This window comes from Ralstonia sp. 24A2 (genome assembly GCF_051783885.1).
In the GTDB taxonomy this organism is placed as follows: domain Bacteria; phylum Pseudomonadota; class Gammaproteobacteria; order Burkholderiales; family Burkholderiaceae; genus Ralstonia.
Genome location: NZ_JBPVZD010000003.1, coordinates 1,161,765 through 1,188,462 on the forward strand (window position 1 = coordinate 1,161,765; position 26,698 = coordinate 1,188,462).

At 63.8% G+C, this 26,698-nt stretch carries 24 protein-coding genes; 13 read left to right on the top strand and 11 right to left on the bottom strand.

The features are described from left to right. Positions 1–80 precede the first annotated feature (80 nt). The 5 genes from ACS13N_RS22750 to ACS13N_RS22770 are packed head-to-tail and all read right to left on the bottom strand — an operon-like array spanning position 81 to position 4,384. Positions 81–980, bottom strand: a complete 900-nt coding sequence (locus ACS13N_RS22750) for a LysR family transcriptional regulator (protein ID WP_438933861.1) — start codon at positions 978–980, stop codon at positions 81–83. Between the two features lie 24 nt (positions 981–1,004). Beyond that, on the bottom strand, positions 1,005–1,394 hold the full coding sequence (locus ACS13N_RS22755; protein ID WP_438933862.1) for a VOC family protein: 390 nt from the start codon (positions 1,392–1,394) through the stop codon (positions 1,005–1,007). A gap of 30 nt (positions 1,395–1,424) precedes the next feature. Continuing rightward, positions 1,425–1,736 (bottom strand): AtuA-related protein, encoded by a 312-nt coding sequence (locus tag ACS13N_RS22760; protein ID WP_438933863.1) that lies wholly within the window; start codon positions 1,734–1,736, stop codon positions 1,425–1,427. 1 nt (position 1,737) lies between these two features. Beyond that, positions 1,738–3,081, bottom strand: a complete 1,344-nt coding sequence (locus ACS13N_RS22765) for an acyclic terpene utilization AtuA family protein (RefSeq protein WP_438933864.1) — start codon at positions 3,079–3,081, stop codon at positions 1,738–1,740. Positions 3,082–3,085: 4 nt separating this feature from the next. Next, positions 3,086–4,384 carry a CitMHS family transporter gene (locus tag ACS13N_RS22770; RefSeq protein WP_438933865.1) on the bottom strand — a complete coding sequence of 433 codons (1,299 nt, stop codon included), beginning with the start codon at positions 4,382–4,384 and terminating at the stop codon, positions 3,086–3,088. Positions 4,385–4,576: 192 nt separating this feature from the next. On the opposite strand from ACS13N_RS22770, the gene ACS13N_RS22775 reads away from it, so the two are divergent. Then, positions 4,577–5,125: an RBBP9/YdeN family alpha/beta hydrolase gene (locus ACS13N_RS22775; RefSeq protein ID WP_438933866.1), complete on the top strand. Its 549-nt coding sequence runs from the start codon at positions 4,577–4,579 to the stop codon at positions 5,123–5,125. Between the two features lie 46 nt (positions 5,126–5,171). Continuing rightward, positions 5,172–7,562 (top strand): heavy metal translocating P-type ATPase, encoded by a 2,391-nt coding sequence (locus ACS13N_RS22780; RefSeq protein WP_438933867.1) that lies wholly within the window; start codon positions 5,172–5,174, stop codon positions 7,560–7,562. 36 nt (positions 7,563–7,598) lie between these two features. Here ACS13N_RS22780 and ACS13N_RS22785 read toward each other — a convergent pair whose 3' ends face one another. The 4 genes from ACS13N_RS22785 to leuA form a co-directional block, all read right to left on the bottom strand. Beyond that, positions 7,599–9,215, bottom strand: coding sequence for a DUF4139 domain-containing protein (locus tag ACS13N_RS22785; RefSeq protein ID WP_438933868.1), 1,617 nt, complete (start codon positions 9,213–9,215; stop codon positions 7,599–7,601). Between the two features lie 76 nt (positions 9,216–9,291). Continuing rightward, on the bottom strand, positions 9,292–9,768 hold the full coding sequence (gene cadR / locus ACS13N_RS22790; RefSeq protein WP_438933869.1) for a Cd(II)/Pb(II)-responsive transcriptional regulator: 477 nt from the start codon (positions 9,766–9,768) through the stop codon (positions 9,292–9,294). Between the two features lie 17 nt (positions 9,769–9,785). Beyond that, positions 9,786–10,172 (bottom strand): four-helix bundle copper-binding protein, encoded by a 387-nt coding sequence (locus ACS13N_RS22795; RefSeq protein ID WP_438933870.1) that lies wholly within the window; start codon positions 10,170–10,172, stop codon positions 9,786–9,788. 136 nt (positions 10,173–10,308) lie between these two features. Next, positions 10,309–12,021 (bottom strand): 2-isopropylmalate synthase, encoded by a 1,713-nt coding sequence (leuA, locus tag ACS13N_RS22800; protein ID WP_438933871.1) that lies wholly within the window; start codon positions 12,019–12,021, stop codon positions 10,309–10,311. Between the two features lie 615 nt (positions 12,022–12,636). Between leuA and ACS13N_RS22805 the strand changes: the two genes are divergently transcribed. The 4 genes from ACS13N_RS22805 (at position 12,637) to ACS13N_RS22820 (ending at position 16,558) form a co-directional block, all read left to right on the top strand. Then, a complete protein-coding gene (locus ACS13N_RS22805) occupies positions 12,637–13,095 on the top strand; it encodes a (2Fe-2S)-binding protein (RefSeq protein WP_438933872.1) in 459 nt (152 codons plus the stop codon). Positions 13,096–13,115: 20 nt separating this feature from the next. Further along, a complete protein-coding gene (locus ACS13N_RS22810) occupies positions 13,116–15,359 on the top strand; it encodes a molybdopterin cofactor-binding domain-containing protein (RefSeq protein ID WP_438933873.1) in 2,244 nt (747 codons plus the stop codon). A gap of 159 nt (positions 15,360–15,518) precedes the next feature. After that, positions 15,519–15,953, top strand: a complete 435-nt coding sequence (locus tag ACS13N_RS22815; protein ID WP_438933874.1) for an organic hydroperoxide resistance protein — start codon at positions 15,519–15,521, stop codon at positions 15,951–15,953. Next, on the top strand, positions 15,953–16,558 hold the full coding sequence (locus ACS13N_RS22820; RefSeq protein ID WP_438933875.1) for a nucleotidyltransferase family protein: 606 nt from the start codon (positions 15,953–15,955) through the stop codon (positions 16,556–16,558). Before ACS13N_RS22815 ends, ACS13N_RS22820 begins: the two co-directional genes overlap by 1 nt. Positions 16,559–16,638: 80 nt before the next feature. On the opposite strand, the gene ACS13N_RS22825 is transcribed toward ACS13N_RS22820, so the two are convergent. Next, a complete protein-coding gene (locus ACS13N_RS22825) occupies positions 16,639–17,652 on the bottom strand; it encodes a GlxA family transcriptional regulator (RefSeq protein WP_438933876.1) in 1,014 nt (337 codons plus the stop codon). A 105-nt stretch (positions 17,653–17,757) separates the two neighbouring features. Here ACS13N_RS22825 and ACS13N_RS22830 point away from each other — a divergent pair, with 105 nt between their 5' ends. The 5 genes from ACS13N_RS22830 to ACS13N_RS22850 all read left to right on the top strand — a co-directional run bounded on the left by ACS13N_RS22830 (position 17,758) and on the right by ACS13N_RS22850 (position 21,508). Continuing rightward, positions 17,758–18,294, top strand: a complete 537-nt coding sequence (locus ACS13N_RS22830; RefSeq protein ID WP_438933877.1) for a tautomerase family protein — start codon at positions 17,758–17,760, stop codon at positions 18,292–18,294. A gap of 47 nt (positions 18,295–18,341) precedes the next feature. Beyond that, a complete protein-coding gene (locus ACS13N_RS22835; RefSeq protein WP_438933878.1) occupies positions 18,342–19,739 on the top strand; it encodes a DHA2 family efflux MFS transporter permease subunit in 1,398 nt (465 codons plus the stop codon). An 86-nt stretch (positions 19,740–19,825) separates the two neighbouring features. Beyond that, entirely contained in the window at positions 19,826–20,191 is a 366-nt protein-coding gene (locus tag ACS13N_RS22840) for a cupin domain-containing protein (protein WP_438933879.1), read from the top strand. Positions 20,192–20,278: 87 nt separating this feature from the next. Then, positions 20,279–20,674 carry a VOC family protein gene (locus ACS13N_RS22845; protein WP_438933880.1) on the top strand — a complete coding sequence of 132 codons (396 nt, stop codon included), beginning with the start codon at positions 20,279–20,281 and terminating at the stop codon, positions 20,672–20,674. 630 nt (positions 20,675–21,304) lie between these two features. Beyond that, positions 21,305–21,508, top strand: a complete 204-nt coding sequence (locus ACS13N_RS22850) for a hypothetical protein (protein WP_039596769.1) — start codon at positions 21,305–21,307, stop codon at positions 21,506–21,508. A 63-nt stretch (positions 21,509–21,571) separates the two neighbouring features. Here ACS13N_RS22850 and ACS13N_RS22855 read toward each other — a convergent pair whose 3' ends face one another. Next, entirely contained in the window at positions 21,572–24,208 is a 2,637-nt protein-coding gene (locus ACS13N_RS22855; protein ID WP_438933881.1) for a putative bifunctional diguanylate cyclase/phosphodiesterase, read from the bottom strand. 935 nt (positions 24,209–25,143) lie between these two features. On the opposite strand from ACS13N_RS22855, the gene ACS13N_RS22860 reads away from it, so the two are divergent. Next, positions 25,144–25,434, top strand: a complete 291-nt coding sequence (locus ACS13N_RS22860) for an H-NS histone family protein (RefSeq protein WP_021193457.1) — start codon at positions 25,144–25,146, stop codon at positions 25,432–25,434. An 84-nt stretch (positions 25,435–25,518) separates the two neighbouring features. Continuing rightward, positions 25,519–26,247, top strand: coding sequence for a GntR family transcriptional regulator (locus ACS13N_RS22865; protein WP_438933882.1), 729 nt, complete (start codon positions 25,519–25,521; stop codon positions 26,245–26,247). The last annotated feature ends 451 nt before the right edge of the window (positions 26,248–26,698 follow it).

Below are 26,698 nucleotides of genomic sequence, written 5' to 3' on the forward strand. Positions count from 1 at the left end.
GAAGATGAGTCCACTGTAGCAGCCTCGGTTGACGCCGCCACGCTTGCTGCGCGCACGCGTTTGCGTAGCGTCAAGTTGCCTCAAGCCTCGCTGTCGGCGTGTACGGGGTGGGCCAGCAGCAAGTCCAGTAGCGTCTGCGCCGCCACGGACAGGCTGCGTCCATCGCGGCGAATCACGTACAGCGTGCGCACCAGCCCGGGTAGTGGCAGCGGCCGCACCACCAGCTCCGGCAAGCGGAACTGGAACAACGCCAGCGCGGGGATGACGGTAATGCCCAGGTTGGCCGCCGCCAGCGCGGCTGCGGTGGCCAGGTGCTCGACCTCCATGCCGCTGCGCAGCTTGGTCGGGTGCAGGGCTGCATCGAGGTACTGCCGGATGCTCGTGTTGCGTGCGAGGTGGATGAACGGCGCATCGACGAGATCGCCCACACCGAGCATCGGCTTGCGCGCGAGCGGGTGATCTTGGTGGCAGACGAGATGGAAGTCGTCCGTGCAGAACGGCTGTGCTGTCAGCCCGGCCATGTCTGCACCGATGGCGGCAATGGCGAAGTCCGCCGCACCGCGCCGGACCATGTCGATGCATGGGTCAGACAGCTGATCGTGCAGCGCCAATTGAATGCCCGGATGCCGCGCAGAAAAATCTGCCAGCACGCCCGGCAGGATGCCTGCCGCAATCGATGGCAGCGCAGCCACGGTGACGCGTCCGGTGCGTGCGGCCGCGCGGTCGCGCAGTTCAGCAAAGGTGGCTTCAAAATCGGCCAGCAGACGCAGGGCGGATTCGGCAAAGGCTTCGCCTTCGGGTGTCAGCTCAACGTGGCGCGTGTTGCGGTCGAACAGGCGCACGCCGGCATCGGCCTCCAGGTTCTGGATCAGTGCGCTGAAGGCCGACTGCGACAGGTGGCAGGTCTGCGCCGCCTGCGTGAAGTTCTTGTGCTCGCGCAGTGCGGCAAAGGCGCGGAGTTGCTTGACGGAGAGGTTCATACCAAGCCGCGGCGCCCGTTGTGGTCAGCCGACGGGTGTGCAGAGTTCCACGAGTGTGCCGTCGGGGCAGCGCACGTAGGAGACGGTCTGGCCCCAGGGTTTGACTTGCGGCGCCGCGATCTCCGTCGCGCCGGTGGCCATCGCATGACGATGCGCGGCCCCGACGTCAGGCGTCACGAAGGCCAGTTCGATGCCGAGAGGCTTGTCTGACTGGCTCGCATAGACGAACCCTGCGGGCGAGTGCGACTCGGCAAGTTCGCGCGCGGCAAAGGCGAGCGTTGTGGCGCCGGTTTCGAGTTCGCCGTAATCGTTCGTTTCTGCCAGGAAGCGGCGCTCAAACCCAAACGCGGCTTCAAAGAATGCCAGCGATGCCGGAACGTCTGGCACATACACGATGGTGTATCCGAACTTCATTTGCATCTCCCATAGAGCGATGGGCGCATCTTAGTCGGGAATCCTTAGCGTGAGCAGCGCGCTCGACAGCGACTTGCCATGCGCATCCAGTGCCAGCGAGCGCGTCACGCCACCGGCCAGCGCGCCGTGCAGCACGAAGTTGAGCGCGCCAAGTTGCGGCAGCACGTAGCGTTCGACATCGCCGTGGACGAGTTCGGCGAAATGCGCGCGCACGCGCTCGGCCGTCACGTGCTGTTCCAGTACGGCAAAGTCTTCTGCGCGATGCACGATGACGGACAGGCACGAGATGTCGCCCTTGTCGCCGGCGCGGGTGTGGGCGAGGTCGCGGAGGATGCGGGTCATGTCAGCTCTCCAGAATGTGCACGGTGTGTGGGGCGAGTTCAGCGGGAATCAACGTCGACGCCACGGCGATGATCTCGCGCGCGCTCTTGGTCGCGCCGCCGCCGCCGGAGGGGCCGCAGGTCAGCAGTGTTTCGACTTCGTTGCCGATGCGGATGGCTTCGGCCATTGATTCGGTGCGGGCGGCCACACGTACACGCACTTCATACGGTTCGGCATCGGTGCGCGACAGCGCGGCGCCGTGCAATGCATCCACGCCGATCAACTCGAAGCGCATCTCGGTCATCTGCACACCCGTGAGCGCCAAGCGCTCGCGCACGATGTCGAGAGCGAGCTTGCCGCGTGCTACCGCGTTGGGGCCGGCGTAGCTGATCTGGCCCTCGCCGATGTAGCTGTCGAGGTAGCCGATCGAGACCTTCAGCTGACCGGTGTTCCGCGTGCCCGTTGCACCTTCGATGACGACGCGATCTTTGCCATCGGTGCGCATGCGCACGTTGGAAAAATCCGCCACGACATCGGGTGTGAGGTAGCGCGCCGGGTCGTGGATCTCATATAGCAACTGCTCCTTGCACGTGGCCTCGGTGACGAGGCCGCCGGCGGTAGGAACCTTGGTGATGAGCACGGAACCGTCTTCACCGATTTCCCCAATGGGGAAGCCGAGGCGTGCGAGGTTGGGTACGTCCTTCACACCCGGGTCGGCAAAGTAGCCGCCCGTGATCTGCCCCGCGCATTCGAGCAGGTGCCCGGCCAGCGTGCCGCAGCCCATGCGGTGCCAGTCGTCCATGCGCCATCCAAATGCGTGGACGAGTGGCCCGAGTGCCAGCGCAGGGTCCGCCACGCGCCCGGTGATGACGACATCGGCACCTTGCGCCAGCGCATCGACGATGCCTTGCGCGCCGAGGTACGCATTGGCTGACACCATGCGTGTCCCGAGCGACGCGATGGGTGCACCGCCGTCCATCAACGTGAAGTCGTGGCCGCGCGCTTGTAGCAAATCGAAGACATCGTCGCCGGTGACGGCTGCCACGCGTAGCTGGAGGCCCAGTTCGCGGGCGATGGCGCGCGTGCGTTCCGCAGCGGCTTGCGGATTGGCCGCACCCATGTTGGTGACGACGCGGATGCCGCGCGCGGCGCATGCCGGCAGCACGGCACGCATGCGCGCTTCCAGTAGCGGGTCATAACCATGCGACGGGTCTTTGCGACGCACCTGTTGTGCGAGCGCGATGGTGCGCTCAGCCAGGCATTCGAACATCAGTATGTCGATGTCGCCGTGCTCTGCCAGTTCCAGCGCGGGTTCGATGCGGTCACCCGAGTAGCCGGCGCCGCCGCCGATGCGTAGTTTTTTCATACCATCACCACGGAAGAACGCCCAGCACCACAGCCGCCACCGTCATCAGCAGCGTGGCGCCAAACAGGAATGGGATCGAGAATTTCTGGTGGTCCGCCAGATCGATGCCGCACAGGCCGACCACGAGGAAGGTTGCCGGCGTGAGCGGACTGACCGGGAAGCCCGTCGTCATCTGGCCGAGCACGGCAGCCTGCGCCACGTGCACGGGAGCGACGCCCAGCATCTTCGAAGCTTCAGCCACCACTGGCAGCACGCCAAAGTAGAACGAATCCGGATCGAACAGCAGCGACAGCGGCATTGACAGCACGCCCAGTACCACCGGAATGTGGTGCGCCATGGCGGGCGGAATGAAGTCCACCGCCGTCTTCGCCATCGCTGTGAGCATGCCGGACTTACTCATGATGCCGGTGAACACGCCTGCCGCCAGCAGGATGCTCGCCATCATCAGCGCGGCCTTGGCGTGGGCGTCTACGCGCTGGCGTTGCTGATCCACATTCGGGTAGTTGATGAGCAGCGCGGCCACCACGCCCAGCATGAACATCACCACGGGGTCGACCTTGCCGCTCACCATCACGCCCATCACGACGACGGTGAGGATGAGGTTGATCCAGAAATTGCGCGGGCGGCGCAGTGCTTGTTCGGCATCCGATAGCGGGCGGGCGACGACTTGCGTGGCGCCGCCATGGTTGGCGAGCCCCAGGCGCTTTTCTTCACGCTTGCCCAGCAGCCAGGCGCACACGAACACAAAGACGAGGCCCACGATCTGCACCGGGATCAGCGGGTTGAAGATGTCCGTCACCGGCATGTGCAGCGAGGCGGAGGCACGGATCATCGGCCCCGTCCACGGCAGGAAGTTCACGCCGCACGCCATCGACGTCACGCACGCCAGGATGCGGCGGTCCATGCCAAGCCGGTCGTACAGCGGCAGCATGGCGGGAATGGTGATCAGGAACGCCACCGCGCCCGAGCCATCCAGGTGAATCAGCAGCGCCAGCAGTGCGGAGCCCACCACGATGCGCGGCGGCCGGCTGCCCACGGTGTGCAGGATGCGGTCGATGATCGGGTCCAGCATGCCGGCGTCCGTGACGATGCCGAAGTACAGGATGGCGAAGATGAACATCCCCGCCACGGGCGCCACATCCTTGATGCCGCCGATGATGAACTTGCTGGTGTTGAGCCCGAAGCCGCCCACAAGCGCAGCAATGACGGGAATGGCGATGAGCGCAACCAGCGGCGACATGCGTTTCGTCAGGATGACGATAAACAGCGCGACGATGGTCAGCAGCCCGAGCAATGCGAGCATGGTCTCCTCCGAGTGCTTGGAATCGGAATCCCTGTTGGCGGGATTTGTTGATGGACGACTGTAGAAGCTGCTGATCTGCCTGTGAAACAGAATATTTGGATGAATTGTGCTGTCTTGTCGATAAGTGACGCAGGCACCGCCCACCAAATCGCGGCAGAATGTGGCGCGTTCCAACCCGATGCTGGAGACCCTATGAGCACTGCCCCGACTGTTTTGATCCTGCCCGGCTGGCAGAACTCCGGCCCCGAGCACTGGCAATCGCGCTGGGAGCGCCTGCATGGGGATCATCGTGTTGAACAGCGCGAGTGGTTCACGCCCCAACGTGCCGACTGGGTAGCCGCATTGGATGCTGCCGTGAATGCCGCGCCGGGCGACGTCGTACTGGTGGCGCATAGCCTGGGCTGCGTGCTCACGGCGCATTGGGCTGCGGCCTCCGCCCACGCAGCGCGCGTGCGCGGCGCCTTGCTGGTAGCGCCGCCGCAGCTCGGCCGTGAAGATTCGCCGCCCGAGCTGGCTGACTTCCAACCGGTGCCGCAGCAGCGCCTGCCGTTTCCCGCCACCCTGATCTTCAGTACCAACGACCCGTTCAGCGATGCCGCCTGGAGCCGCGGCCAAGCTGAAGCCTGGGGCGCGACGCCGATCGATCTGGGCGCACGCGGCCACATCAATGCCGAATCGGGCCTGGGCGATTGGCCGGAAGTCCGCGCCATCGTCACCGAGTGGAGCAAAAGCCCCATTTGAGATGAGGGCTTGACCCTGAAGCTTCTTCAGGGTTTTGAATGGAGGCATGAAACCAGATCTCGCCTCCGCCCTGCCTTCCCACGACCACGCCGCCAAGCCGGAAGCGTCCGGTTGCGGCGGTTGCTGTGGCCATGACCACCCAGTCGTTCGAGAGACCTCCCACAAGACGCATGACCATGGCGCACATGATCACGACCATGCACACGATCATGATCACAGCCACGCGCGGGAAGCCGTAGCGCCCGTCGCGCCTGTGGATGCCGCCGCGCTCGCTCGTGCCAAGGGCCGTACGAAGATCCGCATCCAGCAGATGGATTGCCCGACCGAAGAGCGCATGATCCGCGCCAAGCTGGGCAGCGCCGACGGCGTGGTCGCGCTGGATTTCAACCTGCTGGAGCGCCACCTCACCATCCACCACACCGTTGACGACGTGACGCCGTTCCTGGAGGCGCTGCGTGCCATCGGCATGGATGGCGAAGTGCTGGAAGCGCATGACCGCGCCGCCGCTGGGGTGGCCGAGCCCACCGGCATCTCACGCCGCACCTGGCTGCTGGGTGTCGGTGGCGTGGCGGCGTTTGGCGCCGAGGCCATCGCCTGGTCGCTGGGCGATCACGCCTGGCCGGTGCTGGCACTGGCGCTCGCCTCCATCGCGCTGGCTGGCGGGCCGACGCTGCGCAAGGGCTGGATTGCCGTGCGTGCGCTCACGTTCAACATCAACTTCCTGATGGCGGTGGCCGTGATCGGCGCGCTGCTGATCGGCAAGTGGGCCGAAGCGGCCATGGTGATCTTCCTGTTTGCCGTGGCGGAAGCCATCGAAGCGCGAGCGCTGGTGCGTGCTCGCGATGCCGTGCGCGCACTGACCGCCATCGCCCCCGACACCGCAGAGTTGACGGATGGCAATGGCGGCTGGCGCGATGTGGCTGTCGAAACGGTCGCCATCGGTGCGCGCCTGCGTGTACGCACGGGCAGCCGTGTGCCAGTGGATGCACGCATCGTCAGCGGCCGCGCCGCACTGGACGAATCGCCCGTCACCGGCGAGAGCCTGCCGGTAGAGAAGACCGTGGGCGACACCATCCTCGCCGGCACCATCGTGACCGATGGCGTGATCGAAGCTGAAGCCACAGCCGCAGCGGCTGACAGCACGCTCGCGCGCATTGCCGGGGCCATTCAGGAGGCGCAGTCGCAGCGCGCGCCCACGCAGCGCTTCGTCGACAAGTTCTCGTCCATCTACACGCCCGCGATGATGTTGCTGGCACTGGCGGTTGCCGTGGTCGGGCCCCTGGTCACTGCCGATGGTTGGCTCACGTGGACGTATCGCGCGCTGGTGCTGCTGGTGATCGCCTGCCCGTGCGCACTGGTGATCTCCACGCCGGTGACGGTGGTCAGTGGCCTGGCCGCAGCGGCCCGGCGCGGCATCGTCGTCAAGGGTGGTGTCTATCTGGAAAGCGGCCGGCGCCTGCGTGCGCTGGCGCTGGACAAGACCGGCACGCTCACTGCTGGCCGCCCGGTGCTCGATGCTGTCGTGCTGCCCGGTGGCACGCGCCGCGCAGTGGCGGATCTGAACGCCACTGCCGATGCGACGCACCTGCATGCGCTGGCAGTGGCCGCCGCGCTCGACGCTAACACCACACACCCGATCGCCGTGGCCATCGTGCAAGCGGCGGCTGCGCACGGTGCGGTGGATGCCGGTTCGGTTGAGGACCTGTCCGTGCTGCCGGGCCGTGGTGTGGCGGGCACGCTGGGTGGTGTGCGCTGGCACCTGGGCAATGCTGCACTCGTTGCCGAACGCGGCTTCGATACGTCAGCCTGGCGTGCTGCCGCTGAGGCGTTGCAGGCCGAAGGCATGTCCGCCGTCACGCTGTGCGACGCGAGCGGAGCCGTGGCGCTGTTCGGTGTGCGTGACCGCGAGCGCCCGGAAAGCGCACGGGCCATTGCAGAACTGCGTGCACTGGGCGTACAGCCCGTCATGATTACCGGTGACGACCGCCGTGCGGCACAGGCCATCGCCAAGACCGTTGGTATCGACAACGTCCATGCCGAGCAGCTCCCCGCCGACAAGCAGCGCGTGGTGGGCGAGCTTGCCGCACAGCATGGCTTTGTCGGCATGGTGGGTGACGGCATCAACGACGCACCGGCCCTGGCACGTGCCGACATCGGCTTCGCCATGGGCGCGGCCGGCACGGCCACCGCACTGGAAGCGGCCGACGTGGCCATCATGGATGACGACCCCCGCAAACTCGCCGGCTTCATCCGCATCAGCCGCCGCACGGTGGCGGTGCTGCGTCAGAACATCGTGCTGGCGCTCGGTATCAAGGCCGTGTTCCTAGCGCTCGCCGTGATGGGCGACGCCACGCTGTGGATGGCGATCTTTGCCGACGTGGGCGCGAGCCTGCTGGTGGTGTTCAACGGGCTGCGGGTGATGCGCACGCGCGTCTGATCGCAACGATCCGACAGCGCGTGCACGGGAGGGCGATCAACGCAGGCCGGTGACGCGCGCGTCCTTCGGGTAGGTGATGAGGTAGTCGGCGGAGAAGCGGGTGCTCTGTCCGGCCGGAATCGTCTGCTCCCACGCGATCACGCCCGGGCGGTGCTCCCAATCGCGCTTGGCGGGCTCCGGCGAGAAGGTCGAGCGCACCTTGATGTCGTCGGACTGGCTGACCGGCGTGGCTTCCAGGATCTGCACGTCAATCGCATCGCGGTGCCGGTTGCGCACGGTATAGAGCGCGCCAAGCTGACGTTCGTTGCGGTTGTCGAGCAGGCCCACGCTGCGTTGATAGGTCTTGGGTGTTTCCACCACCACGGTTACGAGATCATCTCGGCCGAAAGGCAGCGTGACTTTCTGATCGTCGGCCGCCGGGTTCCATTGCGTATTGCCGACCACTGCGCCGTCGCGGCGCAATTGCAGGTTGCCTGCAGGCCAGATGCCTTGCGGGCGATCTACGGTGGCGATCAGGTAAGCGGCTGTGTCCATGCGCGGTGTGCTGCGCGCGGCCAGCTTGGCGGGCAGCGTTTCGCTGGCCAGCGTGAAGGTCACCTTCTGCGCATCAGATGGTAGTTCCACTGCGCCCGGTACTTCAAACTCGGTGGCAAAGGCGGTTTGGACGGTGTTGACTTCGAACAGTGGGGCCTCGTCGACTTCCCGCTGTTCGTTGCTTCGGCCAAGCTTGGCTCGGGGCGCTGGCGCCATGGCAGCAACCGGTGCTGCCGGATACGGCATCGCTTGCGGTGGCGGCTGAATGTTCAGTTGCCATGCATACGGTTCCGGCCCGCGCGGTGTGTTGCGCGGCTGGCCTGTAGACAAGCGCAGCCGCACGCCACGCCAATCTTCGCCCGTTGATTGCGCAAGCGTTGCTTGTCGCTCGACTAAGACGTTGGACCGTACCGAATCCACACTGGCCTGATATGCCGGCCGCCAACCGGCGCGCGAGGTCTGGTAGCTGACACGTAGTTCGCCACCGCGTGGTGCTGCCACGGCAATGCGGACCGTGCGCAGCGTGTCGGCGCCAGAACCATGCGTGCGTTGCAGCGCGTCGAGCTGCGCCTTCAACTCGGCGTCGCGCTTCTTCAGTTGCTCTTGCCGCGTGAAGACTTCCTGCGCGTTACGCGCCAGCGCATCGGTGGCGCGGCCCAGCGTGGAGAAATCCGTGGCGGGTGCGCGCCCATCGCCGCCGGTGCGCTCACTCACTGCCTTCAGGTAGCTGGCCGATAGCGCGTTCGCCTGCAGTTGCACGTCGAGCGCGGCACGCTGGTCTTGCAGCGTGCGGATCTGTGTCTCCAGGGCCGTCTTTGCGCAAGCGCTGCCTTCGCTGGGCACCGATTCGACGCGCACGTCACCAACGCGGATGGCGCTATCGCCCTCGACACGCAGGCTGTCGGCATCGAATGTTGTTGGAAGGCAGGTTAGTTCGACACTACGCGCACCAGCGGTAACGGTGGTGGTGCGCACGATGGTGGCGCTATCCGGATACAGCGTGACATCTGTGATGCGCGACGGCGTCGCTGCTTGCGTTGCCGCAGCGGCGGCCATCGTGACCGCGCCGAGCGCCATGCGTTGCTGATGCAGAAAATGCGTTGCCGGTTTCGTCTTCATCCGCCCCACCCACGTGTCGTGAAATGCGGCGAGTATCGCACGTCAAAGTGACGTGCACGGCAGGGGGGAAGACAGGTCAGCGATGCACGCCGCGGATGTGCCGATGTGCGTGTTCGCCCTCTCCGTGGTCATGGTTGTGGCCATGATGGCTGGTGGAAACCGGCTCTTCATGCAGCGACTGCAGCACGCCGCACTCTGCGACGGACGCGGCCGTCGTGCAGCGCAGCCCGATCGATTCGATCTGGCGCTTGAGTTCGGTCAGCTCCGCAATGCGCGCTTCAACGTGGCGCAGGTGGTCGTCCAGCAGATGATTGATCTCTTCGCACGAGGCTTGCGGGTTGGATTGCAACTCCAGCAACCGGCGGATCTCGGTGTGTGCCATGTCAAGCGACCGGCACTTCGCAATGAAGGCCAGTTGCTCGGCATGCTCGGGCGTGTAGACGCGATAGTTGTTGGCGGCGCGCGCCGGCGGCGGCAGCAGGCCCTGCGCTTCATAGAAGCGGATGGTCTCGATGCTGATGCCCGTGCGCTGGGCGAGCTCGCCAATTTTCATATGCGTTGAAGAAGGGGTCAGAAAACGGTGGGTTCTGCGGTGGCTGCCTCAACACCGGCAACTTTCAGGCAGGCGCTCATGCAGGCGCGGCAGGCGGTTGCGCAGCCGCTGCAATGGCCTTGGCCGTGATGATCGCATTCTTCCGCACACTGGTTACAAATCTCGGCGCAGTCTTCCAGCAGTAACTCTGCAAATTCGCTGTTGCGTTCCAGGAACCTGCGCGTGATGGCGCAGTATTCCGCGCAGTCCGTACACAGGCTCATGCAGCGCGCCATGGTTTCAGCGTGGCCGTTCTTGCCGGATTCCGTCGCGCAATGCTCGCAAGCGGTTTGGCAAGCATGAAGCGCCTGAATCACACTGGCAAAACGCTTGGCATTGTCTTTCGCGGTCGGACGAGTGGTCATGTCGGTTCTCCTGTGGCAGTGGGCGTGCACGCTTGCGCGCTTCGGAAGGGATGGGCCGGGGCGAGCCCGGGCCGCATCTCTCCAATTTAGCAACTGGCGCCCCACTGCGTGAGGTCGACCTGCACCCCAAGGCAACTCAGGCGACGGCAGCCTCGGCGTTGCCGCGACGCAGCATGCTCTTGCCGGCACGGGCGATCAGGCGGTTCACACCACCCACCACCGCGCGGATCGATGCCGTCGTCAGGTTGGCATCCACACCCACGCCGAACACGCTGCCCGCCACGCCCGGTGCGGCCACCTCCGCAAACGCAATGGCATCGGCGTTGGCGCCCTGGCCCAGCGCGCGCTCTTCATAGTGGTGAATCGACACGGGCGCCGTCAGCACGTGCGACAACGCATGCACCAGCGCATCCAGCGGCCCGTTACCGGCGCCTTCGCAGATGTGCTCGTGGTCGGCGATGTTGACCACCAGGCGGATGTGCTGGCTGCCGTCGTCCTGCTCGGTCAAGCGGTGTGACACGTAACCGATTGCGCCATCGGTGCGCAGGTAGGTTTGCTGGAACAGCGCCCAGATGTCCGCACCGGTGACTTCGCGGCCGCTCTCGTCGGTCAGTTGTTGCACGGTGCTGCTGAACTCCACTTGCAGGCGGCGCGGCATGGCGACGCCGTAGCCCGATTCCAGCAGATACGCGATGCCGCCCTTGCCCGACTGGCTGTTCACGCGAATGATCGAGTCGTACGCGCGGCCCACATCAGCCGGGTCGATCGGCAGATAGGGCATCTCCCAGAGCGCATCAGGCTTCTGCACCGCAAAGCCCTTCTTGATCGCATCCTGGTGCGAGCCCGAGAACGCCGTAAACACCAAGTCGCCCACGTACGGATGGCGCGGATGCACCGGCAGTTGCGTGCAGTCTTCGCACGTGCGCGCCACGTCGTTGATGTGCGAGAAATCCAGCTCTGGATCGACACCCTGCGAGTACAGGTTGAGCGCGAGCGTGACGAGATCCACGTTGCCGGTGCGCTCGCCGTTGCCGAACAGGCAGCCTTCCACGCGGTCGGCGCCGGCCATCACGGCCAGCTCGGCGGCGGCCACGGCGGTGCCGCGGTCATTGTGCGGGTGCACGGAGAGGATGATCGAATCGCGGCGTGCCAGGTTGCGGTGCATCCACTCGATCTGGTCGGCGTAGATGTTGGGTGTGGCCATCTCCACCGTGGCCGGCAAGTTGAAGATGATCTTGTGCGCGGGGTTAGGGTCCCAGACCTCGGTCACCGCGTTGCAGACTTCCAGCGCAAATTCCAGTTCGGTGCCGCTGAAGACTTCCGGGCTGTATTGGTACGTCCACTGCGTCTCAGGCATCGTCTCCGCAATCTCGCGGATCAGCTTGGCGCTTTGCACGGCAATGCGTTTGACGCCTTCACGGTCGGTGTTGAATACCGTGCGGCGGAACACCGGTGCGGTCGCGTTGTAGACGTGGATGATCGCGCGCTTGGCGCCGCGCAGCGATTCCATGGTGCGGCGGATCAGGTCTTCACGCGCCTGCGTGAGCACCTCGATGGTCACGTCGTCGGGAATGTGCCCGCCTTCGATCAGCTCGCGTACGAAATCAAAGTCAGTCTGGGAGGCAGCGGGGAAGGCGGCTTCGATTTCCTTGAAGCCAATCTGCACAAGCATCTTGAACATGCGCATCTTGCGCTCGGCGTTCATGGGCTCGAACAGGGCCTGGTTGCCATCGCGCAGGTCCGTGCTCATCCAGATCGGGGCACGGGTGATGGTCTTGCTGGGCCAGGTGTGATCGGCGAGGGCGATCTGGGGGAAGGGGCGGTACTTGGTGGCAGGGTTCTTCAACATGGTGTGGGTGTCCTGGGTGATCGAGATCGATTGCATACGTCGGGGACGACCGCGCGTGCGGCGTCCGGCGTGGCCGGGTTCGGGGTGCGGGTGTGGCGGCCAGACAGCCACGGGCGCGTGGTCTGGCAACCGGTCAGTAGTCGTAGCGAAAGCAGGATCGAGGTCGGCATGCGAAGCTCCAAATCGGTGAACGGATCACGTCACACGAGGCCCGTCGCCTGTTGCGCAACGGACCGGTCAAACACCGGAACGAGGGGGAAAGAGAGGTCTACGCGCTTACACGCGTAGTAGGGAAGCGGATAGCGATAGCAGACCGCGCACGCACGAGAGGGTGCGGGCTTGAGCGGTGAGAAGGGCGATCTGCTGGGAGTGCATTTGTCGATACTGGGGGCGGATGGGGACAGTTGTCAAGTTGCCTGGGCGGGATTCGGACGGCTCCGGACCGTGTGCCGACCGCAGGAATTCACTTCGTCCCGCCGGAAATCCCATGTGAAGTACTCGCCAGCAAAACGTAAGCGAACCTGCTTTAATACACCCCGTCCATACCGCCAGCCCGCTGTATCAAAGGCTTTATAACGGTAAGACTCCCTCATGCCCCACAAGGAGAACACCACAATGGTCACGTTGAACATCAACGGCAAACCGGTGGAAGTTGATGCCGATCCGTCGACGCCGCTGCTTTGGGCACTGCGCGACAACCTCGGTCTGACTGGTACGAAATTCGGTTGCGGTGTTGCGTCGTGCGGTGCATGCACCGTGCACTTGAACGGTCAGCCCACGCGCAGTTGCGTGCTGCCGATCTCCGCGGTGGCCGGCCAGCAGATCACCACGTCTGAACATATCGCCGACGACAAGGTCGGCAAGGCCGTGCTCGATGCCTGGGTCAAGCACGATGTGGCGCAATGCGGCTACTGCCAGAGCGGCCAGATGATGAGCGCGGTGGGTCTGCTGCGCAGCAAGAAGAAGCCGACCGACGCTGACATCGATAGCGCGATGGCCGGCAACCTGTGCCGCTGTGCCACGTATCAGCGTATCCGCGCGGCGATTCACGACGCCGCCAAGTCGCTGGCCTGAGCCCCACCGGAGAACTCACGATGCGTATTCGAAATCTTGAAGCACTGGCGGGTGGCGGCGCACACCCTCAACCGGCATCTGCGGACGCGGGTGCGGCGACACTGGATCGCCGTAGCTTTCTGAAGCTCACGTCGCTGGCCGGCAGCGGTCTTGCACTTGGTATTGCGCCGGTGCTGGCAGGCGCACAGGACGCGAAGGCCAAGCCGCCTTCGCCGCCGCAGGCGTTCATCATCATCGCGCCGGACAATACTGTATCGGTAGCAGTCAATCGTCTCGAGTTCGGCCAGGGCGTGCATACCGCATTGCCGATGGCGCTGGCTGAAGAACTCGACGTTGACTGGCGCAACGTGCGTGGTGTGCTCGCGCCGGCGGGCGATCCGTACAAGGACCCCGGTTTCGGCATCCAGATGACGGGCGGCTCCACCGCGCTGAATCATTCGTTCCAGCAATACCGCGAGCTGGGTGCGCGTGCACGCGCCATGCTGGTTTCGGCCGCTGCGGAGCGCTGGAAGGTGGATCCTTCCACGTGCCAGACGGCCGATGGTGTGATCACCTCGGGCAGCAACCGCGCCACGTACGGTGAACTGGCACAAGCCGCGATGGCACTGCCGGTGCCGGCGCAGGTCACGCTGAAGAACCCGTCGCAGTTCCGTATTGTCGGCAAGCCCACGCCGCGCCTGGATGCGCGCGCCAAGCTCGACAGCTCGCTCAAGTTCGGCATCGATACGCGCCTGCCCAACATGAAGGTGGCCGTGCTGGCCCGCCCGCCGCGCTTTGGCGGCAAGGTGGCCAAGTACGACACCGCAGCGGCCAAGGCTGTGAAGGGCGTGGTCGATGTGCTGCAGATCCCGACGGACCGGGGCGGCACGGGCGTGGCCGTCATCGCAGACGGTTACTGGCCGGCCAAGCAGGGCCGCGACGCGTTGCAGGTGAGTTGGGAAGACGCCGGCTCGAAGGTGTCCACGCCTGCGCTGATGGCGGAGTACAAGAAGCTCGCCGGTCAGCCCGGCACGGTGGCCAAGCCTGCCGATGTCAGTGCAATCCAATCTGCGCCCAAGCGTATCCAGGCCGACTACGAGTTTCCGTATCTCGCCCACGCGCCGATGGAACCATTGAACTGCACGATCGACGTGCAGAGCGCCGGTGGCAAGATCAGCGGTGCGAAGGTGTGGGTCGGCTCGCAGTTCCAGACCATCGACCAGGGCGCGATCGCCAAGGTGTTGGGCGTGCCACCCGAGAAGATCGAGCTGAACACGATGATGGCCGGTGGCGGCTTTGGCCGGCGCGCGGTGCCTACCTCGGACTATCTGATGGAAGCCGCCAACGTGGCCAAGGCCTACGCGGCAGCCGGCCACAATGGCCCCGTCAAGGTGATCTGGAGCCGTGAAGACGACATCCGCGGCGGTTACTACCGTCCGATGCATCTGCACCGCGTGGACGTGGGTGTCGACAACAGCGGCAAGGTGGTCGGCTGGAATCACGTGATCGTCGGTCAGTCGATCCTGAAGGGCACGCCGTTCGAGGCGTTCATGGTCAAGAACGGCGTCGACAGCACGATGGTCGAGGGCGTGATCGAGAACGACTACGGCTTTCCGATGCAGTTGACGGTGCACCATCCCGACGTGGAAGTGCCGGTGCTGTGGTGGCGCTCGGTTGGTCACACGCATACGGCGTTCGTGATGGAAACGATGGTCGACGAGGTGGCGCACGCCGCCAAGCAAGACCCGGTCGCATTCCGCCTGGCGCGCTTCAACGACAAGGAGCACGCACGCCACCGCGCCGCGCTGCAACTGGCCGTCGACAAGTCCGGCTATGGCAAGCGCAAGCTGCCCAAGGGCCAGGCTTGGGGCGTGGCGGTGCATGCATCGTTCGAGTCCGTTGTGGCGTATGTGGTGGAGGTCTCGGTCGACAAGGGCAAGCCGCGCGTGCATCGCGTGACAGCCGGCGTGCACGCCAACCGTGTGGTCAACCCGATGGGTGCGGAAGCGCAGATCCAAGGCGCCTGCGTGTTTGGCCTGGCGATGATCGCCCCGGGCTTTGCCATCGACATCGAGAACGGTGCAACCAAGAACAGCAACTTCCCCGACTATCCGCCCGTGCGCATGCCGGACGCGCCGCCGGTGAACGTGTTCTTCGTGCCGTCGGAAGACAACCCGACTGGTCTGGGTGAGCCTGGTACGCCGCCGATTGCGCCAGCTGTGGCCAACGCGGTGTTTGCGTTGACGGGCAAGCGGCATCGCAAGCTGCCGTTCGATACGGTGTGATTGCGCGGTGAGTTTCTCTGTCGCGTGATGCGATTGGAGCCGGCACGCAGCAATGTGTGCCGGCTTTCTTGTTTTGCGGCTTATGCTTGGCGGACCGCTTCTTGCGTCCGCGCTTGTGTTGTCCCGTTGTTCGTTGTTCACCTACCGGAGGAGCACGTCATGGCATTGAACATCCTGTACACCGCCCACGCCACCGCCACAGGCGGCCGCAATGGCCACACGCAAACCGAGGACGGCCGGGTCTCGCATGACCTGTCGGTCCCCAAGGCCATGGGCGGCCCTGGCAAGCCCAATACGACCACGCCGGAAGACCTGTTTGCGGCCGGCTATGCCGCGTGCTTCGGTTCGGCATGCGACTTTGTCGCCAAGAGCATGCTCAAGCTCAACCCGAGCAGCATCGAGATCCATTGCGACGTGGGCATCGGCACGCGTTCTGAAGGGGGCTTTGGCTTGAAAGTCGGGCTGACGGCGCGTGTTGGCGGCCTGTCGCAAGCCGATGCCGAGGCGCTGGTGGCCAAGGCACACGAGGTGTGCCCGTACTCCAACGCCACGCGCAACAACGTGGAAGTCACACTCAAGACTGAGGTGGTCTGATGCACAAGCGGCCCGTTGCCGGTGCTGTTGTTGGTGTGCTGCTGGCAGCGGGCCGCGGCAGCCGGTTTGACCCGGCCGGTGCAGCGAACAAGCTGCTCGCCACACTGCCCGATGGCACGCCTGTCGCCGTACAGGCTGCGCGACATCTGCAGCGAGCCGTGGGCGATGTCGTGGCCGTAGTACCGGCTGCCGCCACGCATGGCGCGCAGGTTGAACAACTGGCCGTGTTGCTGGCCGAGGCCGGCTGTGAAGTCTTGCGATGCACGGTGGCGGCCAACGGCATGGGTGCCAGCCTCGCCGCAGGTGTGGCGGCACGTCCTGGCGCGGCCGGTTGGATCATCGCCCTGGCCGATATGCCGTGGATTGCCCCGGAGACCATCGTTCAAGTTGCACAGGCACTCGACGCACACCATTGTGTCGCGCCATTCCACGCCGGGCAGCGTGGTCACCCCATCGGCTTTGGCGCTGATTTCTTCACGGGCCTGACTGCGCTCGACGGCGATGAAGGCGCGCGACGCCTGATAGACCCCGCCACGCTCATCCGCATCAACAGCAACGATGCCGGCATCCTGCGCGATGTCGATACCCCTGCTGATCTGGCGTAATGCCCCGCGCGGGCGCGATGGGTTTCGGATGCAGGACAAGGCGCAATGCGGGATCCGGCGGGGCCGCATCCCGATCAATATCAAGCGTCGATCGGATTGGCAGCGCGTGCAAACCGTAGCTGGTATTCCCGGGGCGAGAGGCCAGTTTTGCGCTTGAACAGCTGCCGGAAGGTACTGACGTCGCCGTACCCAACGCGAGCGCTCACCTGGTCGACACCGATGGGCCTGGATTCAAGCAGCGTCTTTGCGACTTCGATACGGAGATTCTGCAGATATTCCAACGGCGGCATGCCCACCGCCTGCTTGAATCGGCGGTTCAGTGTGCGTTCGCTGACGGCGAGATCGGCTGCCAGTGCGTGGAGCTGAACACCCTGTTCCAGCGTTGATTCCATATGCTGCTGTGCACGCGCGACGAGCGCATCCGCGTGCCCATGTTCGCCGAGGAGCTTTGCATACGGCGCCTGCGCAGTCCGGCTGGTATCGATCAACAGCATCTTTGCGGTCATTCCGGCGAGTCTTTCGCCAGCGAATGTCTCGACCAACCGTATCGCAAGATTGAGATACGACGTCACCGCGCCACTCGAAAGAATTCTGTCCTGCATGGTCAGAGCTTCCTGCGCCCGCAGTCTCACGCCCGGATAACGCCGTGCGAAGTCGGCGGATTTCGCCCAGTGCGTGGTGGCAACGCGGCCATCGAGCAAACCGGTTTCGGCAAGCAGGTAGTTGGCGGTGCAATACGCGGCAACCACGGCGCCGGCCCTGTGCTGGCTACGGATGGCAGAGCCCAGCACGTTCAGGAGGTCCTTGCGCGTGAGGAATGTCTCCATGTCGGAGACGAATGGCGCGGTCAGCAGAATGGCGTCTGCGCGCTTGCGCCCGTCGATCTTGCCGTCCACGGCAATGTGCTGCCCCGATGCGGCTGTGACAGGCTGCCCGTCCATCGACTCGACCCGCCAACTGAACCTGGTCGAACGGCCGCCCTCCCGCGTGGGCACCTGATCCATCAAATGGTTGGCCGCGTTGAAAACGTCGATGGGGCCAGCGACACCGGATGCCAGGATGCCGTCGTAGGCCCAGATTCGGATGGTGGTCACCTGCGTGTCTGATATCCCACAAAGAATGGCAATTCTGCCACTACCGTTGCGCCTCGTAAATTCCGAAGATGGCCACCTCAACACTGCTGAGCAAGGAGAAATACGATGCCGATGATCGACGCGCTGATCCCTGAGAACGCCCTGACCCCGCAGGCGGAGGCCCGCCTGTTCAAAGAGCTCTCGGACATCCTGATCGAAGCGGAAGGCTACGGTGCCGACAACAAGATTGCGCAGAGCGTCACGGTGCTCAATGTCCACCGGCCGGCGGCCGTGTACGTGGGCGGAGAGCCGTCGACGCTGCCGCGCTATCGGATCATTCCCACAGTGCCGGAGGGGCAATACACAGACGAATCGCGCAAGACGCTCGTCAGGAAAATCACCGAAGCTGTGGCGCGCGCTGAAAACGGCACGTTCGAGAGCGTTGCAACGCGTGTCTGGGTCTTCCCCACGGAGATTCCGGACGGCCAATGGGGCAGTCGCGGTGTCATTCGGCCGGTGGCCGACATCCATGCCATGCTCGTTGATGACCCTGAGCAATGGCGTGTCGGATCTGAGCGCTTGGCGCGCAAGCGGCGTGAAGACGCCCGCGTTATGCTGGAGGCCGCCCTGGATGCCGTTTGCATTGGAACTGCCAAGGCCTAGCTAGCAGCGCTCCCTCGTCAGAACCGCTTCTGCCAAGCCCGCCACCCATGCCAACGACTGCCGAAATCAGTGAATCCAGCGAAGACGGATTCGACATACCGCGACGTCATTTTGCAGCGGCTGCCATTCTGATCGGCGTACTGATGTCGGCGTTGGACAGCTCGATCGTCAACATTGCGCTGCCGACCATCGCAACGGATCTTGGCGTCAGTGCTGCCTCTGTCATCTGGGTGGCGAATGGCTACCAGGTGGCCAGCGCGGCGGCGATGCTGACTTGCGCGTCGCTTGGCTCAAGAATTGGCGAAAGACGTTTCTATACGGCGGGGCTGGTGTTGTTCACCATCGCATCCCTGGGGTGCGGACTGGCGTCGACGTTCAACATGCTGGTCGTCATGCGGGTCCTCCAGGGCATCAGCTACGCTGTCCTGATCAGCGTCGGCTATGGCCTTTACCGGGTGATCTTTCCACCCAGTTCCCTGGGGACCGTCTTCGGCTTGAACGCCCTGGTATTTGCCGTAGGAACGGCCCTTGGCCCGGCATTGGGCGGGCTCATCGTCTCCTATGCGTCGTGGCCATGGCTGTTCTTCATCAACATCCCCCTTGGCATTGCGGCCATTGCATTCTCAGCCATGGCCCTGGGGGTGGACACGCACAAGGAGCACGGCTTCGATGTGCTTGGCGCCATGACTTCTGCTGCGGCGTTTGGTCTTTTTGCGCTCGCCGTCGACCAGATCGGGCGGTGGAGCAACCATACCGTCATCGCTCTTGGTGCCCTGTCCGCTGTGCTGGTGTGTGTGTTCGTCACTGGTCAGACCCGGGCCAGGCATCCGCTTCTGCCTTTGGATATTTTCAAGTCGCGCCGCTACACATTCGCCGTGCTGACATCGGTCACGATGTTCGTCTCACAGGGGATTGCGCTGGTTGCGCTGCCGTTTGTGCTGCAGCACACCTATGCCTACAGCGTTCTGAAATCCGCTTTGGTATTCACACCTTGGCCGATGGCGGTCGCGTTGTGCGCCCCGATTGCCGGCCGGCTGACGAATCGCCTGAATGCGACGCAGGTCTCCAGCATGGGCGTCTTGATGTTCTGTCTTGGGTTGGGCTCTCTCGTCCTGCTCCCTGAACACCCGACGGTTGAGGATTTCCTGTGGCGCGTGGCGCTATGCGGAATGGGGTATGGCTTCTTCCTCCCGCCAAACAACAAGGAAATGTTCACGAACGCGGCCAAGAACCGGACGGCCACTGTCTCAGGCGTGCTCTCAACGGCGAGAACCACGGGCCAATCCATTGGTGCGGCCCTGGTTGCTGTGGTGATTGCACTGGTGGGTGGCATGCACGGCGGTGCCGATGGCCAATTCGCCGTGTACGTATTTGCGCTGGCCTGCGCGATTTCTGCGCTCTCATTTCTCGCCAGCATGGCGCGCGTCTACCGGCAGCGAGGGTAAGCGCCGTCAACACGAAACACTCCCGAAACACGAGCCTCAACGCCATGGCAGTCGAGGCGCATTTTCTGTCTTCAACGACATCCACCATGAACAACGAGATCTCCGCCGTTTCTTTTGAAACCTCAGAACACTACGTATGGGGCGCCGTCTGCGACGGTTGGCACCTGCTCAAGCAGCCGGACTTGAGTGTGATCCAGGAGCGTGTTCCGCCAGGTGCGGGAGAAACCCCGCACTTTCATACGAAGGCAAGGCAGTTCTTCTATGTCCTGTCCGGTACGGCGACGCTTCAGTTTGAAGCGCATTCGGTCACATTCGGTGCAGGCGAAGGCGTCCATGTTGAACCTGGGGTCCGTCATCGATTCGCCAACACGTCTGAAGAGGATGTCGTGTTTCTGGTGATCTCGTCGCCGCCGACTGCCGGCGATCGAACGAACCTCACAACATCACTTTGAATCCCCTCACAGGCGGATTAGGTTGTCTTGCCCAGGCTGATTCGGGCGGGGGCAACGGGAGTAACGGGAGTAACGGGAGTACATGCAATGCAGCTACTTGACCATGTGTCGATCGGCGTTCCGGACATCCAGGAAGCGCGGCACTTCTACGACGCGATCATGACCGCACTGGGTGCAAGCAAGGTCTATGACCGGACCACCGCACTCGGTTACGGCGAGCGTTGCTCGGCTGACGATACCGCTTCGACCTTCCTGGCTGTGTATCTGGATCCCAGCGAAATCGGGACGAACAAACGGCACTGGTGTTTCAAGGCCCCGTCTCGTGAGCACGTGGACGCCTTTTTTCATGCAGGGCTCTCGGCAGGCGGGCATTCAGACGGAGCCCCCGGCCTGAGGCCCCATTACCACCCTCACTACTATGCAGCGTTCCTGGCTGACCCGGCGGGTAACCGTGTTGAGGCGGTATGTCATGCGGCAGCGTAAGAAACGCAAACTCCAGTAACGCTTTCGGCTGCAGCATCCCTTCCATGTGACCGGCCAAGTCGGCTTGGCTCCTTTTCGCCTGATCGAAGCGCCGTAGTCGGCGTCCATAGTCTCGGCCCCTGAGCGAACCTGAGTTGGGTTCTTGCTGGAATCCTTTGGCCGCTACTCGTGGGAGGGGGGCAGGTCAGCTTGTCGCAGTTGCCCAATTTGTTCACAGCAACGCCCAAACCGCCTGCGAAACCGGCTGCAACTGCTTGACGCACAAGGATTTGTTGCACGATGTAACGACCGCGCTCGATGTGGATAACTTTCGCTTGGCGTACGCGTTTTACGTTGTCGACACGTTTGCAGGAATCCGTCAAGCCCGTTGTCATGTCAACGGTTTGCAGCATGACGGGTTATGCACAGAACATGTGGATAAGTCTGTGGGAAACGTTGCCCGACCCGCGTGGCGACGGGCTTTGGTCGGCATTGCTCGGGGATTTGGCACACCCGTCGCGTTGACACGGTCCACTTCATGCAACGTTTGATTACAACCGGAAACAGAATGTCAGGCGTTCTTCGACCAGACTCCCTCCACGCGACAACGGCGATCACGGGTCGCGACCGACGCATTTGAAGGAGAAGAACATGGTTCGGGTACTGACGATTTTTCTGGCGGCTGCCACGGTGCTGACGGCAACCGGTTGTGCCGACATGACGGCGCGTCAACGCAACACCGCCATCGGTGCGGGGGTGGGCGGGCTTGCAGGTGCCGCGCTGATCGGCGGCCCAGGCGCAACGCTGGGTGGTGCTGCCTTGGGCGGCTTGGTGGGTAACGTATCGACGCGTTGATGCGCTGATATGCGCTTCGCTCAAGAGAGGCGGCTCCGGGGTGGAAACCTCGGGGCCGCTTTTTTATGCCTGCGCGCGGCTGAGCGAGCGCAGCAGGCCTTCGAGGGCCGGCACTTCCAGCGGTCGGCCAAACAGGAAGCCCTGCACTTCGTCACAGGCATGTGTCGAGAGAAAGGCCGATTGCTCGGGTGTCTCTACGCCTTCGGCCGTGACAGTCATGTTCAGCGCGCGCGCCATCGCAATGATGGTCTTCGTCAGCGCCACGCAGTCTGCCACCGCAGGCACGCCGCTGATGAACGAGCGGTCGATCTTGATATTGTGGATCGGCAGGCTGCGCAGATACGACAGCGACGAGAACCCGATACCGAAGTCGTCGAGCGAAATACGTACGCCGCGCGCAGCCAGGCTCGTCAGCAGGCGTTGCGTCGACAGGCGATCGGCCAGCAGCACGCTCTCCGTCAACTCCAGCTCCAGCCGCGACGACGTCATGCCCGATGCCTTGAGCGCTTCATCCACGTCGCGCTCGATCACGCCGGCATCGCATTGCCGCGCCGATACGTTGACGGCCACGCGCCCCGTGAAGCCGAAGTTGCGCTCCCACACCTGCCCCTGCGTGCAGGCCTGCATGAGCGCCCAGCGGCCGAGTTCGAGGATATAGCCGGATTCTTCCGCCACGGCGATGAACTCGGTGGGGGAAACCGCACCCAGCTCCGGGTCGGACCAGCGCATCAATGCTTCCACTGCCACCAGTTCACCCGAGGCGAGCGCGTACTTGGGCTGATACACCAGCCGCACCTGCCCGCGTGCGAGTGCGCGGCGCATGCGCTCATTGAGGGTGAAGCGGCGCAGCATCTGCGTTTCAAGCGCACGCGAGTATCGCGCGATGCGGTTGCGGCCGTTCTCCTTGGCGCGGTACATGGCGGCTTCAGCGTGGCTGACCAGTGTGCCGGCATCGTTGCCGTCTTCCGGAAATGCCGTGACGCCAATGCTGGCCGACAGGTGCAGCTCGCGCTCGCCGCCGGTGAAGGGCTTGGCGAGCGCTGCAAGCACCTGCTGGGCGAGTCCATCAACGGTGTCGGGGTCGTCGATGGCGACGCAGAACTGGTCGCCGCCCAGGCGCGCCAGCAGTGCGCGCTGGCCGGCCTCGGCACGAATGCGTTGCGCCGCCAGATTCAGCACCTGGTTGCCGATGTGGTGCCCCATCGCCTCGTTGACGGTCTTGAAGTGGTCCAGCCCGATATAGAGCAGTGCGGCCCGGCCGGTGGAAGGCAGGGCCAGGCGCGCGTCGAGCCGTTCGATGAATGCCGCGCGATTGGGCAGGCCGGTCAGCGAGTCCTTCGTTTCCAGCAGACGCAGTTGCTCGTAGGTCGAACGTTCTGCCGTGATGTCGGTAAAGATGACCAGCACCGCATGCGGTGATGCGCTGTCCGGCGAAAACATCGGCAGCACGGATTCGCGCAGCCAGACAATCTGCCCATTGCCTGCCGGCACGCCTACCACCACGTTGCTGATGGCACGCCCGGTGCGCGCGGCCAGCGTGGAAGGCCACGCGGCGCGCGGCAGGATGGTGCCGTCCTCGGCCAGCATCATGTCGCTCAGCGCCATGCGCGGGCGGCCTTTCCACGATGCGCCCGACAAGCGCAGGATCTCGGACGCGCTGCGGTTGTACGACAGCACACGGCCGTCGGTGGAAAGCGTGAGCACGCCTTCGCTCAAGTGGTTGACGACCAGACGGTATTGATCGCGCAGGTCACGTGCCTGGCGGTACTCGCCTTCAAGGCGCAGCAGCTTGACCAGCGCGCTGACATAACTGGCGGATACGGCGCGCAATGCAACGTCGTCGGGCGTGGTCTCAGCCGGTGCGGGGTAGAACAGGCACAGCAGATCATCACTCGAGGTCATGCCCCCGTGCTGGGCAGGGATGCGGCACAGCCAGGTGGGCAACGCTGTGCCGAGCGCACGCGTGAGTATCTCGTGCAGGGCGGCCGGCGTATTGGACTGGCGGATCAGTTCGATGGGGGCAATGTCGTTCAACAGCGGTGCAACGCGGGCGAGTTCGACATCGAGTTCGCCCGACGCAGGCGCGGCCAGTTGCGCGCGGGCGGCCTGCGTGCCGTACCACCGCGCCCGCCCGGACACCACGCGCGTTACCACGCACAGCGCGGTGGGCAGCGCCGCTTCGAACGCGCGCAACACCGCGTGCAAGCGTTCGCCAAGCGAAGCCGCCGAGGGCAGCGTAGACAGCAGGTGTTCGAGGTGTTCGTGCGGCAACGCCGCACCGATGGCTTCAGCGCTGAGAACGCGCTCACCGGCCTTGCCGGGCAGTTGCGCATCGAGCGGCAGGGGCAACCCGTGCACGACTACCTGCTGCGCGGGTAGCCCGTCAAAACGCGTCGGTGTGACAGTCAGCCTGACCGTGACCGGCGCATCGGATGCGCCCAAGGAGATGGCGGAAGCGACCTGCGTGGCGGCTGGGTCGGGTGTCTGCGGATCTGCGTCCGTGCCCGCATACGCACTTAGCGCGACAGGCACATCTTGAAAGAAGCGCGAGAACGGCTCGCCGAGCAGTTGGTCGACCGAGAGCGCGCGCACCATGCTAATGCCTGCTGCATTGGCATACACGATGCGACCTTCGAGAACGACATACAGGGGAACGGGCAGGCTTTGTGCCGACAGCGGGTAGGAAAGTTCGTCTTGCATCCCACGCTCCAACCAATGGTATTGCCTGAGACACCACGCAATCAACGTGTCCGCGAGCAACGCAATAGGCGCCAGCCTGCGGAGGCGGGACCACAACTTTCATGATGCGCAAAAGTTGCGTGTCGCGCAAATCATTGATTTGTGCTTTATACAACACACAGTGCGTTTCATTTGGTCACGCGGTGCTGGGTTGTTTGCTGCATCGACAGTAAAGGGGTTTCTACCGATACGGGTTCAATCGATGCCGGCAATGCCACATCTGAAGCGCTTTCCTTGTCGGCGGAATGTCGTTTGCCTCGGTGATACGTGCGTACAAACTTGCGCGCCGACATCAAGATGCGAATTCGCATTGTGAGGGCGAAATTGGTGTTCACTCGCCCGATTGAACGTTATGGAAAGAAAAAGATTGTGCCTGTAAGCAGGAGGCATACTGGCATGCCAAAGCGCAAAGCCGACTGTAAAACACGGGCAAGGACGGAATCATCGCCGATGCATCCACCTACCAGCCCGCCGGGCTTGCCGCTTTGAAGCAGCTTTATCGTCTGTCACAAATGGATCTTGGGTGCCGGCGCAATGCGGTGCCAATGGCAGTTGCTGTGTCGCCTTGCGGACTGCGGCACCGTGGGCTCCATGCAATGTGTTGGTGGAAGTTGGCCCCGGAAATTGCGGGACCCATAAGCGCTTGCTAATGTGATGGCACTGAAATGCAGTGCATCGCAGGTTTGCGGTCTTGTCTGATCGCGTATACCAAGTGGATGCGTCAATCTGACTTTCCGGTTGAATCTTGAGCATTCGGTATGCCTGATTTGATTCGAACCGTTTGGGTGCGCTTGCGGCAGGTTGCGGTGCGCGATCAAAACCGTTGAAATTTCATTTCAGTTATGAATACAATTGAACTAATATCTGATCCACAACAGAATTTATTGGGAGCGCATATGGCGACATACAAGGAATTGGTTGCACAAAAGGCCAAGCTCGAAGAGCAGATCGAAACCGCCCGCGCCAAAGAGCTGGAAGCCGTTATCCAGCAAGTGCGCCAAACGGTTGCCGAATACGGCCTGACCGCTGAAGACCTGGGCCTGGCACCGCGCCGTGGCCGCCGTGCTGGTGCGAAGGCACCCGTGCCGGCGAAGTACCGCGATCCGAAGACGGGCGCAACGTGGTCCGGCCGTGGCCGTGCACCAGCCTGGATCGGCAAGAACCGCGACAAATTCCTGATTGCCTGATTTACCCTCTCGGGTACGACGGCCCACCAGACCGGTGGGCCGTTTTCGTTGGAGCGCTTGGGCGTTCCTGACTATAACGTCGACATGACGCCCCGCCTTCCCAAATACCTTGAACTGGCCGATCGCATTCGGCTCGACATCCTGCACGGTGCGTTGCCGGCCGGCAGCGTCGCTCCCAGCGAAAACGAAGTCGCCCAACGCTACGGCGTCTCGCGGCTGACTGCGCGTCGCACGCTCAATGAGTTGGCCGCGCGCGGGTTGCTCAAGCGCTCGCGCGGGCAACGCAGCGTGGTGCTCGACCGTGTGGGGCCGCATCGTCCGGTGCTGTATGCCCCGGGGCAGTCCGATGCAGCGCTGGAGTACGTGCCGGGCGCCGCCTATACCGTCAGCGCATTCCGGTTGGAGCAGGCTGACGAGACGGTGGCGGCCGCGCTCGGTCTGGAGGTTGGCGCGCAGGTGGCGTTCGTGGAGCGCCGCGCGCAGGTCGAGGGCAAGCCCATCATGCTGCTGCGTACGTGGCTGACGTCACGGCTGGCGGCCATGCTTGAGGCGCGTGACTTTGAAGACCGCCTGTTCGTGCAGGTCTTCCAGCGGGCCAACCTGACGATTGCGCGCTCGCGCGAGGCGCCGCTGGCGTGCGTGGCCGATGCCCATCAGGCCAGTCAGCTTGAAGTAGCGGAGGGTGTGCCGCTGGTGCGTGTTCGTCGGATCGGCTATAGCGTGGCCGACGTGCCGATTTCCCTCACGTACTGCGATTTCTCGCCCGAGCGCTATACGCGTGAAGTCGATATCCGCGTGCTCCAAAACGACTAGAGCGTGTCATGCCCTTTTACGGGAGATGCGTTCGTTTAAAAACGGCTTGCGTGGTAGGCGCAGGCCGCCGCCCTTGGCGTTCCAAGGGCAAGGGCTGCAACACCCCACGCGAGCCGTTTTGAAACGAACCCTTCGGGAAACCCACCAAAAAGCCGCATGGCCGCGTTGCGGCTCGCTTATTTGGCTCGCCAAACCGTGCTCGTGGCGCCGTGCCCTGCGACTTTTTGGTGGGTTTCGCACTCCCGCAAAAAGACATGACACGCTCTCTGCACTTGCGCCAGTACGGTGCAGAAACGGCGCCACACACCCCGGTGTTGGGACTTGTCTGGCAGGGGTATTCAAGCTAGTCTGCGCGCCTTCCCGCGAAAACGTATTCGTTCGTGACACTTCAGCGTGCTGACGGCGTATTGGCACGGCTGTTGCATTCACTCGCGGCGATCTCAGCGGGGCA